Source organism: Methylobacterium sp. J-030, from assembly GCF_022829545.1.
Classification (GTDB): domain Bacteria; phylum Pseudomonadota; class Alphaproteobacteria; order Rhizobiales; family Beijerinckiaceae; genus Methylobacterium.
Genome location: NZ_JAKSYM010000285.1, coordinates 1 through 13,622 on the forward strand (window position 1 = coordinate 1; position 13,622 = coordinate 13,622).

Consider the following 13,622-nt stretch of genomic DNA (forward strand, 5'->3'; position numbering starts at 1 on the left):
CGACGTCCCAATCCGCATCAAGAATCTCTCTGACTGCAGCCGCTGGGGTCAGCAACAGCTGGCGAGAGAGCCCGACATTAGGAAACGGTTCGTCTGCTTTGGGGAGGGCGACGAATTGCAATGAATGGCCGGGATGGGCGCTTTGCAGAATGTCCGCTTGCGGGCGGTGATCCAACTTTCTCAATCCGCCCTGAGCCACCGTTGTCGGCGGTCGGCAAAGCTAGGGGCCTTGCCGACCAGTATGTACATTCGCGTCAGATCAGGCTTCGGCCGCCGCGGCGGCGTTCGGGTGCAGCAAGGCCATGCCATCGCGCCGGCGCACCAGCAGCGGTAGATCCGGCCAGTCGCGCCATTGCAATGTGAACTCGCCGCCGGGCTTCGAGGCGACGACGACCGCCTGATACCAGCCGTCCTCCTCGCCCTCGGTGATCAGCACGAGGCTCCCGATCGCAATACCGGCCCAGCTGCGCGGGTAGCGTGGATCCACGGGGCCTGACCCGCCAGGGCAGCCGTCGTTGCCCTCAGCGGGCTTCTCAGGGCTTTGCGCAGCCAACTTGATGGTTGTCGTGGCCGCTTCCACAGGTCCACTGGCGAGAGCCTGTAAGCGCTCGTACACCTCCTTGGCGACGAATGGCACGAAGGCGCGGCCCGAGCTGAAGACCCGGCCCTGAGGCAGTTCAGCAGCAGCCGAACGCTGGGCGTCGTCGCACAGCACGAGCGCGCGGAAGCCTATCGTCTCAGCAGCCTTCGTAGCGAGGCTCACATCCGGGGTAGGAAACCAGGCCGCGTGAGGTTTACCGCCTTTATCGGCGCCGAACACGACGACGGCGGGGATCGGCTTGGCGAGTGGGCTTTCAGCGGGGGTGAGCGCGCCCTTGGATTTCGAGACGGTGGCTGCGGTCATAACTGGCTCCAGAAATGGGAAGGGGGCCTCGGATGAGGCCCCCTTGGGATGGTTGCGGATGGCTGAAGCCTATGCGGAAGGCCGGACTGCGGCCTTCGGCGGTTCGGCTTCAGCGTGGGTGGTGGGTGCATCATCGCGGCCCTCAACGAAGGCCACGAAGCGGCGGCCCACAGCCTAGTTACCAGACTATATTCCTATTTGTCAAGGCGAACTTTCCTTAGCCTTGCCACGCCGATGTGGCGAAGCTGATAGTTATTATCCGCTGCTGCGCCCGCTCCCGACCTTTGTCGGTCCATTAGAACGCCTGTTTGTCGGCCATCTGAGCGGCCCCGATTGCGGCTCAGCCGGCATCGGGAGCCAATCGGCATCCGCGTCGCTTCTATCGATTGAGCCGGGCGCACCTTGTCGTCCATCATAGGAGGGAGGAAAACCGATGGACCGTGAGCGCGACCGCGACGTGGCCGAGGATCTGATCGAGGACGCCCGCAAGCAGACGGGCAACAGCGAAAAGACTGAACGGCCGGGACAGGGCACCGACCAGCCGGGCGGTGATGATCCCGCCAAGACACCGAAGGACTGACGGCGCTCGGGCATCGACCCTCCGTCGGTCGCCTCAAGGCTCGACGTCGTGGTTCTGTCTGTCGCGACGCCTGTGCCGCCCTACCCATCCGCCTCCCGCGCCTGGCAAGCTCTCTGGCTTTGGCTGCGCCGGAACTCGGCGTCTCTGATCCACGCTGCGGCCGGGAGGCGTGCGCGTGTTCCTCACCCGAGCCGAACGATCATGGGCCCGTAAGGGACTGAGGGCGATCTACAAGCGTCTCGAGAGCAGCGACGTTCGCCAGGGTCTGAAACTGCCGGATCCGGTGATTTCAAGCTGTCGCTCGGATGATCGCCACTTCAGTGCATGTCGCCTCTAGTCCAGCTCGTAGGCGATCGCTACAGCCTCATCGTGTCTATGACCGGTTAGATCTCGGCCTCAACGGCGATGCTGTTACGCTGAACCGAACTGACAGCGACTAATGCTCAGGGTCGCAATTATCGTCAATCAAGCGTTGCGCAATTCAATCTCTAAAAAATATATCAATATTGTGCGACTCTCGAATACAGAAGAGACCGATCAATCCCGAGATCGCAGCAATTGTAACAGGATACCAAAGCCCCGCGAAAGCGTCGCCGGTTTCCGCGACGATGGCGAAGCAAATGGCTGGGAGAAAGCCGCCGAAGTAGCCATTGCCAATATGGTATGGGAACGACATGGCGGAGTATCTGATCCGCGTTGGGAACATCTCCACGAGGGCTGCGGAAATTGGCCCGAGCGTCATCGCGCCGTAGGCCATCAGCACTGTGAGTAGCAAGACGACCATCGGCTTGTTGATCGCGGCTGGGTCGGCGTGAGCGGGGTACCCAACACCGGCGAGTGCCGCCTGCAACTGGGTGGCAAACGCCTGCTCCAGCCGCTTCGCCTCCGCTGGTGATCGGTCGGCGAGCGAAGGAGCTTCGATGTCGGCCGCTCCAATCTTGACGTGTGCAGAGGCGGAAGGAGCGCTCACCAGCGTGTAGTTCGCTGCGCTCGTGGCTAGGACCTTGCGCGCGATGTCACAAGGGCTCGTGAACCGTGCGATCCCGATCGGATTGAATTGCAGGGAGCAGGCGGCGGCATCCGTGGTAACGACGATGGGCGTACCTTGGCGAGCTGTGGCAAGTGCCGGATTGGCAAACACCATCAGTCCGTGGAAAATCGGGAAGATGGTCAGCGCCGCCAGGAACGAGCCTCCCAGGATAACCGGCTTGCGGCCGATCCGGTCGGAGAGGCGTCCGAACAGGACGTACATCGGTATGCTGATCACCAACGCAGTACCGACAAGCAGGTTGGCGCTGGCAGGATCGACCTTGAGCGTCTGCGTCAGGAAAAACAGCGCGTAGAACAGCGCGGTAAACCACACTACCGCTTGTCCGGCAAGGAGACCGAACAATCCCTGAAGTACGAGTCTGACGTTACTCCACTGCCCAAAAGCTTCGCGTAGGGGGGCTGGAGAGATACGGCCGGCGCCCTTCACTCGTTCGAACGCAGGTGACTCGGACATCGAACGGCGGATGTAGATCGAGATGACCAGAAGCAGGGCCGAGAACAGGAACGGGATCCGCCAGCCCCACGCATCGAACCCCGTTCCGGAGATCTGCCGCGCGGTCGTCACGACGATGAGAGACAAGAGCAGGCCGATGGTGGATGTGGTCTGAACCCACGCCGTGTAGGCGCCCCGCTTGTCCTGCGGTGCGTGCTCGGCGACGTAGGAGGCTGCAGCACCGTATTCACCACCGATCGCGAAGCCCTGAACCATCCTAAGCAGGATGAGTAGTGCCGGGGCCAAAACGCCGATCTGCCCGAAGGTCGGCAAGGCACCAAGGAGCACCGTCGCGCCGCCCATAAGGATCACGGTGAGCATGAAGGTCCGCTTACGTCCCTTCTGATCGCCCATGCGTCCGAACACCAGAGCCCCGATCGGCCGGACGATGAAGCCCGCCGCAAACGTCAGGAGCGCGAAGATGAAGCCGGTGCTGGCGTCGAGGCCGGTGAAGAAGTTGCTGGCGATCGTCGCGGCGAGTGCGGCAAACACGAAGAAGTCGTACCACTCCAGCGCCGCGCCGACACAGGCGGCGAGCACGACTTGGCGCTCGGCGTGACCGATGGGAGCGGCAGCATCGCTAGCCAGGCTGTCGACCGTCATCCCGTCCTCCCGTATTCCGGCGGCTACTCTTGCGGTGGCCGATACCTGGAAAGTCGGAAGGCTAAGGGGCGGACGTCTCGGCGCCCTAATCGTTTAATGGTATGTTGTCATTGATCGGCTGAATGAGCGCTCGGAGCCGGCGCCACCACCCTCAGCCGCTGTTTCAGCCAGCGTATCGCGTCATTGCCTTCGTTTCGGCGGTGCCAGTAGATCGTCCAATCGAAGGGATCCGATGGAAGTGGCAGATCCCGCATCGTCAGCACACCTCCAGTGATTGCAAGTGCGAACAGCCGCGGCATGACGGAGATCAAATTCGAGCGCTCAAGCACGTGAGGCACGAGCATCCAGTGCGGTAGGTTGAGGACAACGTTGCGCGTTTTGCCGAGGCGGGACAGTACATCGTCGGCAAAGCGGAGATCGGTCGGTGACATCGACACCTTGAGATGCTTGGCAGCCAGGAAGGCGTCGGGCGTCAGTTCGACCAGTGCTGCCGGGTGCTCCCTGCGCATCACGCACACCATGCGGTCTCGCATCAAGGGTTCGGATTGGATCGAGGCCGCATGTTCAAGTCCCATGCTGACCGCAATATCGATCTCGTCCCGCTCCAGCGCGTCTGTCGTGCGGTGCGGCGAGAGGTGAACGACGTCGAAGCGGATCGCAGGGGCGCTCTCGGCGAGGTCTGCAACTAAGGCCGGCAGCAACAGCCGGCCGAGAAGGTCAGACAGCCGGATCGCAAAGCGGCGGTCGGACAAGGCGGGGTCGAAGCGTGTGTCACCTTCCAACACCCGCTCGATCGAGCGCAGTACCTGCCGTACGGGCTCGACGAGTTCACGCGCCCGTGGTGTGGCTTGCATGCCCTGCGGCGTGCGCACCAGCAGCTCATCTTTGAAGACATGCCGCAGCCGCGACAGCGCATTGCTCATGGCCGGCTGGCTGAGACCAACCTTCTCAGCCGCACGTGTGACGTGGAGTTCGGTGAGTAGGGCGTCGAGCGCCACCAGCAGGTTGAGGTCGACCGACCGTATGTTCATGCCCTTCAGCCTCCCTGCCCGGCTCATTCAGCCGGTGAATGTGGGCAGATCAAAAACCCATTTCACCGACCGCTCGAAATGCGCGCTTGATGCGGCGAGCAGGACCACCGGGAGGATAAGGGATGGCAACGGACGCTGAGGCTCTGAAGACCAAGATCACGGTTTGTATGTTCGACCAGTACGGCACGGTGGTCGATATGCAGGGCGGCTTGGTCAAGGTCGCGACCCCGTACCTCCAGAAGAAGGGTTGGAACGGCAAACCGAATTCCTTCGTGACCTGGTGGCGACGCACACACTTCGAAAACTCGATGATCGACGCCCTCCTCCATCGCGAGCATACGCCTTACCGGGACATCGGCTTTGCCGCCGTATGTAGCGTGCTCGATCGCGCGAAGATCTCATACACCGACGAGGAAGTGCGAGAGCTCGTCGCCGCGATCGAGAGACTCGAGTGCTTCCCGGAGGTGCCTGAGGCGCTGGCCCGCCTTCAGTCACGCTACAAGCTTGTCGTCCTCTCCAATGGCGACCCCGACATGCTGGAAACGGCGAAGCGCTACCACAAGGTGCCGTTCGACCAAGTCATCTCGGTTGCCGAGGCGAACGCGTTCAAGCCGCATGTCGCGACCTACCGCAAGGCGGCTGACCTGGCGGGCGTTGCCATGGACGAGGTCCTGTTTGTCGCCAACCACGAGTTCGACTGCGTCGGCGCGAAGGCTGCGGGCATGCATACTGCCTTCATCAATCGCCGCGGTCGACCCTTCGTCAGGACACCATACCGGCCGGACCTCACGGTGCCCACCATGGCGGACCTGGCCGATGCGATGGTCTGACGCCAAACCGCTCGACGGCATCAGGGTGCTTGACCTGTGCCGAGTTGTCTCCGGGCCGTTCGCCACCATGCAACTCGGTGACCTCGGCGCCGATGTGCTCAAGGTCGAAGAGCCGGTGCGCGGTGACGAGTCGCGAACCTACGGTCCACCGTTCTGTGGTGGAGAGAGCGCCTACTTCCTGTCGATCAATCGCAACAAGCGCAGTTGCGTTCTGGATTTGAAGTCTGAGGCCGGCAGGGATCTGGCGCTTCGGCTAGCCTCCGCCGCCGATGTCGTCATCGAGAATTTCCGGCCCGGCACGATGGAACGGTTGGGACTCGGTTACGAAACCCTCGCTGAGGTGAACGCGCGGTTGATCTACTGCGCGATCTCGGGCTTTGGGCAGACAGGCCCCGACGTCAACCGACCCGGCTACGACCTGATCGTGCAGGGCGAGTCCGGCGTCATGGACATCACCGGCGACCCCGCCGGGCCGCCCACGAAGGTCGGCACGTCAATCGCTGACCTCGTGACTGGCCTCTACGGGGCGCAGGCCGTGCTGTCGGCGCTGATGCAGCGCGAGCGGACCGGTACGGGTGGACGCGTCGACGTATCGATGCTCGACGCCATGGCCTCACTGCTGACCTTCAATGCCGGCATGTATTTCGCCACCGGAAGCAGCCCACGTCGGCGCGGCAACGCCCACCCGACGATCAGCCCCTACGAGACCTTCCAGGCGGCCGATGGCTGGATCAACGTCGGTGTCGCGAACGATCGGTTCTGGGGCGCCTTCTGCGAAGCCCTCGATCTAAGCGAACTTGCTATGCGGCCCGAGTTTGCCCGAGCCTCAAATCGTGCTGCACGACGCGACGAGTTGAAGACGATCCTGGAACCGATCTTCCTGGCAGGGACGCGCGACCACTGGATCTCGACGCTTAGCGCCGCCGGCGTGCCGTGCGGAGCGATCAGGACCGTCGGCGAGGTCTGCGAAGCGCCACAACTGTCCGAACGTGGCGTGGCCAGGTCCTTCGCCCATCCATCCGCGGGCGATGTACGCTACCTCGCGAGCGCGGTACGCTTCGACGACCAGCCCCCTCCGGATGCACTGCGCCCTCCCCTGCTTGGCGAGCACACCGCGACCGTCCTCGCAGATTGGCTGGGATTGCAGGAAGCCGACGTCGATCGGCTTTCCGGAGAAGGTGCGTTCGGTCGCTCTGGAATCGAGGAGGAAGCATGACGGGCGATCAAGCTGCCGAGCGAGCAGCACTCGGCGATGAAATGCTAGCTCGAGCACAGGCGAGCGAGACGCAAGAATTCGGCTCGTTCTTCCTCTCGCGGCTCCTGGGTTTCGAGATTTCCTATGCCGGCGAGACGTGCTCCGTCCGTTTTGAGGCCAATTCAACCCTGTTCAACCCGCAGGGGACGCTGCACGGCGGCATCCTGGCGACTGCTATGGACATATCCATGGGACACTTGCTGCATCGATTGGATGGCGCAGGTGCGACTCTGGAGATGAAGGTCCAGTATCTCGGGGCTGTGACGGCCGGGCACGTCCGGTGCGAAGGCAGCATCCTGCGCCGCGGACGTGGGATCTCCTTCCTGCAATCGCATGCCTTCAACGACGATGATAAACTCGTCGCGCATGCAACGGCGACATGGAAATTACTCAGGCCACCGTCCGTAGAATACAAATAATTCTCTCAGATGATGGGTGGGCCGCATCGCCTCACACGCCTTTACCGTAGGACGTGGCGCGATCAGTGACGGACACCTGGTGCAGGATCGTCGAACGATGTGACGCCGTTTGCCTCGACCAGAGGCCACGATACCGGGGCCCGTTGACAACGAGCACGATGAGCCATCCGCGGCGTCAGGATGGATGACAGGTCCGTCGTATCACCCCGCTGGTCGCGTCAGCCTCGAGGTCGTGCAGCGGCTTGTCTCGGCGCCTGTGCCGCCCTGCCCCGCCGATTGCCGCGCCCACCGGGCACCTTGGCATGCGCTGCGCCAGGGGCCGACGGTTCCGCTCCACGTTGCGGCCGCGCGGCGTGCGCGTCGAGAAAGCGCCGACAGGCGTCAAAGTCCGTCTCGCACTCCGACGGGCATGGAATGCCTCGCTGCTCGGCCAGACTGCGTGCGTAGCCGAGCATCGCCGCGCTCGGGGTTCGGCGGTCGCCGGATTGTCCGGCGTTCCCCTCCCGAGGCGTGCGCGGCCCGACATGGGTGTCGAGGAAGGCCCGGCAGACGCTGATGCTGCACTTGCAACTGCGCGGCAGCGTCACGCCCTTCCGCTCGGCCATGCTCACCGCGAACGACAACATGGCCGGCGTCGGCGGCCGATCGTCCGCCCGACTTGGCGGGATCAGGCTCGGATCGAGGCTGACGACGGGCGAGCTTGAGATCGCGGCGATCAGCTCGTCGAGGCGCGCGCGCGTGCGCTGCCGGAAGGCGTCGGCGCGCTCGATGGCCTCGGCCCGCGTGGTCGCGCGACCGATCTCGGCCAGCTCCGCCTCGAACAGGGCACGCCCGACCGGGTCGCCATAGGCCGGGAACACGCGTCGCACCGCCGCCATGAAGGCCAGCCCGACCTCGGTCACTTCGATAGCCGGATCCTTGCCGTTGGCCAGGGCGATGTATCGACTCTTCAGGAGCTTGGGCAGCATCGTGTCGCGGGTGGCGGCCGTGCCGAGGCCCTTGGGTTCGTTCGGGTTGACCGGGTTCTCCAGGGCACGCTTTACCGCCAGATCATCGACCTGGTCGATCAGCCGGCCCATCACCACCGGCAGCTCGCCTCGGGTGATCCGCCGCGGCGGCTCGGTCATCGCGGTGGCGACATCCGCGCCCGCGGCCGATGCGCCTTCACCATCGTTCACGAGTGGCAGGCGTGCGGACGTGGCCTCGGCCTCGCGCTTGGCCTTGCCGGGCACGACGTCCGCTTCGAGCTCAGCCTCGCTGCCGTAGATCGCACGCCAGCCCGGGGCGCGGATGACGCTGCCCGACACGGCAAACCGCTTCGCACTCAACGGCGTCCCGACCTCGGCCGTAATGGTCGTGCGGGCATCGATGCCGTCGGGCAGGTGGGCGGCGAGAAAGGCTTTTGCGACGAGCTCCCACAACCGGAACTGGTCGGCCGAAAGGCGGCTGCGTTCCGGCACCTTGCGCAGGGGCACGATGGCATGGTGCTCGCCCGGGTCCTTTACGTAGTGCCCCTTCGCCCCGCGTCGGATCAGAGGCACCTCGCCTCCCGAACTGACGTCGCACATGTCGGTCAGCACGGTCGCGATGGCAGCGACGATCGCGTCGGCATCACCCGCCTGCCCGTCCGGCAGGTACTCGGACTCCGTGCGCGGGTAGCTGAGGTAACCCTGGTCGTACAGCTCCTGAGCGAGCCCTGCCGTGTGCTGCGGGTCCCAGCCGAACCGCTTGGCGCAGCGCCGCGCCAGGGTGTCCTTGGAGAACAGACGAGGGGGCGCGCGGCGCACGTCCTTGTGCGCGACCGCCAGGGGGCCCGACCAGGTCGTGGCCGCCTGCCGGATCGTCTCGGCGATGGCCGCGTCGAAGATCCGATCCTTGGGGGCGTGCCACAGCGTCAGTTCGGCACCGGATTGCGTGCTCAGGTTTAGGGCGACCTTGAAGAAGTCCTGCGGCACGAAGGAGCGGATGCGCGCCTCCAGGTCGGCCAGAATGGCGAGGGTGGGCGTCTGCACGCCACCGAAGCGCCAGGGTTCCCGAAACTCGGGCGGGCGCAGGCGCAGCGAGATGGCCCGGGTGCCGTTCAGCCCGAGGTGGTAGTCCTCGTACTGCCTGCACAGCGCTTCGAGGTAGGCGGCGTAGTCGCGCTCGCCTGAACCCGGCTCGTTGGCCAGCGCCGCGAAGGCGCGCCGGATCGAGACATCGTCGAGCGCGCCGAGCTTGATCCGGTCGACCCGGCCACGCCAGCCCAGGTGCTCCAGCACCTCCCAGGCGATCATTGAGCCCTCGCGCCCGGGATCGGTCGCGATAATCACGCGCTCGACGCCGCTCAGCGCCTGCCGGATGGCGGCGATCTTTGGCTCGTGCGATTGCCCGGACCGGTTGGTGCCGCAGCTGACCGGGATCGTGGCGAGCTTGATCGGCAGGGCGTCGAAGCGCCAGGGTTTCCACTCGGGCCGGATGCTGCCCGGCTCCTCAGCGGACAGCAGGTGCCCCTCGGCGGCCACGCAGACCGTGTTCGGCGAGCGGAAGAAGCGCTGCAGCTGCCGCATCGCCGAGGGCTTCTCGAAGAAGAAAAGCGTGCGGCCGGAACTCGGAGGTGACATGTCGCTGTCCATGCGGTCGCCCCCTTAATGCGGCCATTGGTTCACATTTTGTTCCAAAATACCCCTCCGTGCAACCGCGCTGAACGTGAGCATGCAGTTTGAATTAGTTCCAACGCCGCTCCTGCCGCGTCTCTCGAGCCACATTGCCGAATTACGTCGTTAGGGTATTTTTAGGCAATAGACGCGCTTTCCAGGGCATATACCTCTTGGTGCTTTGATCGCTCGCTTCTTCTGTCTTCCATTTTCTGCTCGAATTAGTCCGCCCATATCAAGAATATCCAAGAACGCTTCGTGATCAAGAAACTCTTTGCGAAATTTTGCGGTCGGGATCATCAGTTCCGTCTGTCCGTATTGATTTTTCATAAAGCCCGGAATTTTATCAAATTCGACCTTTGACACCGGCTTTTTGTTAAGCAAATTGACCAGTTCGTCTTGATGCCGCCGTATATAGGCCTGAACGCGTTCAATTGGTGAGACGGAAACACCAAGCTGATTGTCGTGCGTGAGTTGCGCAATGGCGCGGATCATTGTGGTTGGCGAGCCCCATGGCTTAGGAAACACACCCCAGTTTTGTGCCAATGAAGCCGCTGCCGCCACAAGAGCAAGCGTTTGTTTGACACGGGCCGAACCTGGAGAGGAGGGTAATCGATCTAAATATCGATCAACGCGCTTCGCGATCAGTTGACGTAATCTGTTTTCATCGCGAGCAGCCCTGCGGACAAGCTCGCTCACGAAGGTTCGCGCGGGTTCGCCCCAGCCCTTGTTGGCTGCGGATTGGAGCGCCTTAGCGGCCGCACCTGAAGTCGGATGGCCTTTGGGAACGGTATCAAAGATGCCGTTCGGTCGATCGGGTGCAAGGGTGATCGTGATTACACGCGACCGCAACGCCTCGATTTTGTCAGTATGCCCCCCGACGAGGTCACGAAGGGGAATATTGGATGTACTTAGCACCGCCACGTTCGCCATAACCGCTGTGTCCGGATCTCCCATCCGCCGCTTGCCTCGATCCGAACTCAACGTAAAAATCGCGTCCTGAATGTAATCGGGAAGTTTGCTGATCGCGACGCCAACAAGATTGGCCTCATCCGCGAACATGAGCCCGTCGCGACGCCCGAGTTTAACCTCGTCGATCGCATTGATTGTCATCCTCCAAGTGTCCCCTCCACCCACTTGGCTATGGGGATCCCCAGCCCAAACGGAGGCTGCCAATACCCCAACAGTGGATTTGCCCGTCTCCCTCTTTCCTACGATTTCGCAGATAGGATTGAGTTGACCGCGCGACAGGAAGTGTAAGATTGGTCCGGTCAACGCAAACGCGATCGCAAAGTAAGGTAGTGGCTGATGTTTGATGAACGGCTTTACCGTCGCCTGCCATTTTTTTAAGGTGCCGTAGGCTTCGAATTTCGAATGTCGCTCGAAGCCGATGATGATTTCCCGACCATCACCTTCGGGTTTGATGACCGATCCGTCGCCGAATACGTAGATTGGGTCATCGTCGATCCAGCCTGGATGGGATGCGACCAGCGCTCGTCGGTATGTAGTGTGGGCGTCGACCAACTTTTTGAGGGCATCTTGCGCAGGGCGCGCCGAATAGATCGTCCCAGCGCGAGCGAGATTTTTAAACACCATTGTTGGTGCGGAGATCAAATCGGTCACCGCAAACCAGATTGCGCGCTCGTCCGTGCCGTAGCGTATCCAAGGCGTGCCGTGCTGGTCGCGCACCGCGTCGAGGATGTCCGGGCGAGCTTCGGGTGCGGTTTGATCTAATGGATTTGCTTGATGATTGCGGTTGGCGAGAGGGCTTGATAGCGAATGTCGAGCTGATGGTTTCCGGATGGACGAACTCATTTCGTATATCTCCTGCAAATTTTGGTTTTGCTAAGATTGTCCCACCGACCCACCTGTCCCACCGTGCGATGGGCCTGCGCGCTAATTGGCGTGCGTGATCAGTGCAGTGTGTTGCTGCCGCTACCCACCTCGCCATCGCGCACCTGCCCCCAAGGGGCCACCTGTTGCCCGCAACAGATCCTTTGAAGGCATCGAGCGGCCCCTCGCCGCTTTCACGGCCTCGACCCTCGACGACTGGGGCCGCCGTCACGGCGCACGAGTCGCAGCCCGTCGCGCCCGTGAACGAGGCGCAGGCCGTGCAGGATCAAGCGGCGATTTAGGGGCCAGCGATCGAGGAACAGCGCGGCTTCGACTGCTGCTCCAACCGGCAGGGCTTGGGGCCGCGTGTTTGCCCGGCCAGTGGCGTCGATGAAGCCGGATCGCTTATAGAACGCCGCCTTCAGCGCGTAGCTGAGGACCAGCGGCCGCCCTCCCCTGCTGACTTCCCTGAAATCGAAAGGCCGCGGAGCGGACGGCTCACCAGCGCAGCGGGTTCGGATCCCTTTCCGCAACGCCTTCGTGTCCGCGGCCTCGATCAGCAGGTACAGGTGGACCACCCAAACAGGCGTACCATTCTCAAAGGTGTTCAGGGAAACGTCGACGCCGCCGAGCACTACGATGCCCGGCAGGGCGCGTTGTAGAGCCCGCAGGCGGCTCGCGATGAACCGCCGGAGGTCGAACGTGGCGAGGCCGCCGAGCGGGATCACGCCACCCCGCGGGATCCACGACAGCCGCAGGAGTGGCCCATCCTTGCGCAGGGCTGAGTCGGCGGCCCGGATCAGAATCTTCCGCTCCTGGCGCTGGCAAACCTGGCAAGCCCCCGAGCCGCAGCGACCACCTTTCCGACAGGATCCGACGCGCAATGCGAGTTCGGCGGCGCCCGGCTCAAGGCTGCGGGTGAGCTGCCCGACCAACCTGTCCCGCCGTTCCCGCACTTGCACGACCGTCTCGAAATCCGGGGGAAGAATGCAGGACTTACGCATCGGCGCCTCCCCGATCGCTCGTGCTGCTGTGAAGCCGCGCGTTTTCCCAGGGGATCACGTCGGATAGGCGGTAGCGAACGAGGCGCCCGATTTTGATGAACGGCACGCCGCCGCCGAGCACCCGTTGATTGCGGATCGTCTTGACGGATCGATTTTGTCGACGCGCGAGGTCGAACTCGGTGAGCAGGATGTCCTGATTGCTGATCGCGGTTGTGGCTGCGGTCGATCTTTCGAGGTCTGAGGTTTTCATCGTCATGCTCCAGGGCTGTGACGACGAGCTTTTACGAGTTTGGTCGGTATGCTCTGGATCAGCGCCGGATGTTGAGCGCGGGAGGTCGCTTCCGCACGCTTCGATGCGCGACGTATTCGAGCGGCCCGGCGCGGCACGCCCAAACTCTCACCCGCGCGCGCCAACTCTGAAAGCCGTTTCCAATGCCTCGCTGGTCGTCACTTTGAAGGCCGGCGTCAGGCGCGGCGGCCGTGAGGCGTTTGCACGGCGCGCTGCGCGCCCGGTGAGACAGCTTCGGACTCGTAAAAGCTGATCGGTGGTGATCACGCCGCCGCTGATCGGAGAAAATATAATGATACCTCGGCTTCGATATGCTCAGAGCGTACGCGATGAGGTTGAGACTGCACGTCAGAAGACGCAGGCGGCGGTGCGCGCCTTCGTTGAAGAAAGGATTGTCTGGTCACAGGACCAAAAGGTCCCAGTGATCCGAACCATGAAGGCAACGGTCGAATGTGCTGCGGGGTGTTTGGCAGCCTTGACTAGTCGGAAGGCTGCCGCGCAAATCTTAGAGGACGTCGCGCATCGGCTGCGGCGGCACAAGCGCATCGACTTCTGACGCCGCGACGCATGCGGTGGGGAGCATATTGGTGTTCCCCACCGCTGATCTCAGAGTCCGGTGTCGTCCCCCGTTCTGAGATAGCGCCTGAGCACGCTCCAAGCTTGTGCTTTCCGACCTGGGCTTAGCATTACAGTTG

Annotated in this window: 11 protein-coding genes; 4 read left to right on the forward strand and 7 right to left on the reverse strand. The window is 62.9% G+C overall.

Translation table 11 applies throughout. The features are described 5' to 3' along the window. Positions 1-259: 259 nt before the first annotated feature. Positions 260-904, reverse strand: a complete 645-nt coding sequence (locus MKK75_RS21050) for a hypothetical protein (protein ID WP_244044466.1) — start codon at positions 902-904, stop codon at positions 260-262. A gap of 433 nt (positions 905-1,337) precedes the next feature. On the opposite strand from MKK75_RS21050, the gene MKK75_RS21055 reads away from it, so the two are divergent. Then, positions 1,338-1,484 carry a hypothetical protein gene (locus tag MKK75_RS21055; protein WP_244044467.1) on the forward strand — a complete coding sequence of 49 codons (147 nt, stop codon included), beginning with the start codon at positions 1,338-1,340 and terminating at the stop codon, positions 1,482-1,484. A gap of 481 nt (positions 1,485-1,965) precedes the next feature. Here MKK75_RS21055 and MKK75_RS21060 read toward each other — a convergent pair whose 3' ends face one another. Beyond that, positions 1,966-3,630, reverse strand: a complete 1,665-nt coding sequence (locus MKK75_RS21060) for an MFS transporter (RefSeq protein ID WP_244044468.1) — start codon at positions 3,628-3,630, stop codon at positions 1,966-1,968. A gap of 107 nt (positions 3,631-3,737) precedes the next feature. Further along, the gene (locus MKK75_RS21065; protein ID WP_244044469.1) at positions 3,738-4,661 is read right to left on the reverse strand and encodes a LysR family transcriptional regulator; all 924 of its coding nucleotides are present in this window, start codon (positions 4,659-4,661) and stop codon (positions 3,738-3,740) included. Positions 4,662-4,783: 122 nt separating this feature from the next. Between MKK75_RS21065 and MKK75_RS21070 the strand changes: the two genes are divergently transcribed. The 3 genes from MKK75_RS21070 to MKK75_RS21080 are packed head-to-tail and all read left to right on the forward strand — an operon-like array spanning position 4,784 to position 7,165. Further along, entirely contained in the window at positions 4,784-5,491 is a 708-nt protein-coding gene (locus tag MKK75_RS21070; RefSeq protein ID WP_244044470.1) for a haloacid dehalogenase type II, read from the forward strand. Next, positions 5,478-6,707 carry a CaiB/BaiF CoA transferase family protein gene (locus tag MKK75_RS21075; protein ID WP_244044471.1) on the forward strand — a complete coding sequence of 410 codons (1,230 nt, stop codon included), beginning with the start codon at positions 5,478-5,480 and terminating at the stop codon, positions 6,705-6,707. Before MKK75_RS21070 ends, MKK75_RS21075 begins: the two co-directional genes overlap by 14 nt. After that, positions 6,704-7,165, forward strand: a complete 462-nt coding sequence (locus tag MKK75_RS21080; protein ID WP_244044472.1) for a PaaI family thioesterase — start codon at positions 6,704-6,706, stop codon at positions 7,163-7,165. The genes MKK75_RS21075 and MKK75_RS21080 overlap by 4 nt, the downstream gene beginning before the upstream one ends. Positions 7,166-7,383: 218 nt before the next feature. On the opposite strand, the gene MKK75_RS21085 is transcribed toward MKK75_RS21080, so the two are convergent. The 4 genes from MKK75_RS21085 to MKK75_RS21100 form a co-directional block, all read right to left on the reverse strand. Then, positions 7,384-9,768 carry a type IA DNA topoisomerase gene (locus MKK75_RS21085; protein ID WP_244044473.1) on the reverse strand — a complete coding sequence of 795 codons (2,385 nt, stop codon included), beginning with the start codon at positions 9,766-9,768 and terminating at the stop codon, positions 7,384-7,386. A 159-nt stretch (positions 9,769-9,927) separates the two neighbouring features. Beyond that, positions 9,928-11,616 carry a DUF927 domain-containing protein gene (locus MKK75_RS21090; protein WP_244044474.1) on the reverse strand — a complete coding sequence of 563 codons (1,689 nt, stop codon included), beginning with the start codon at positions 11,614-11,616 and terminating at the stop codon, positions 9,928-9,930. A 212-nt stretch (positions 11,617-11,828) separates the two neighbouring features. Then, entirely contained in the window at positions 11,829-12,362 is a 534-nt protein-coding gene (locus MKK75_RS21095) for a hypothetical protein (protein WP_244044475.1), read from the reverse strand. Between the two features lie 268 nt (positions 12,363-12,630). Continuing rightward, entirely contained in the window at positions 12,631-12,888 is a 258-nt protein-coding gene (locus MKK75_RS21100) for a transcriptional regulator (protein ID WP_244044476.1), read from the reverse strand. Positions 12,889-13,622 lie beyond the last annotated feature (734 nt).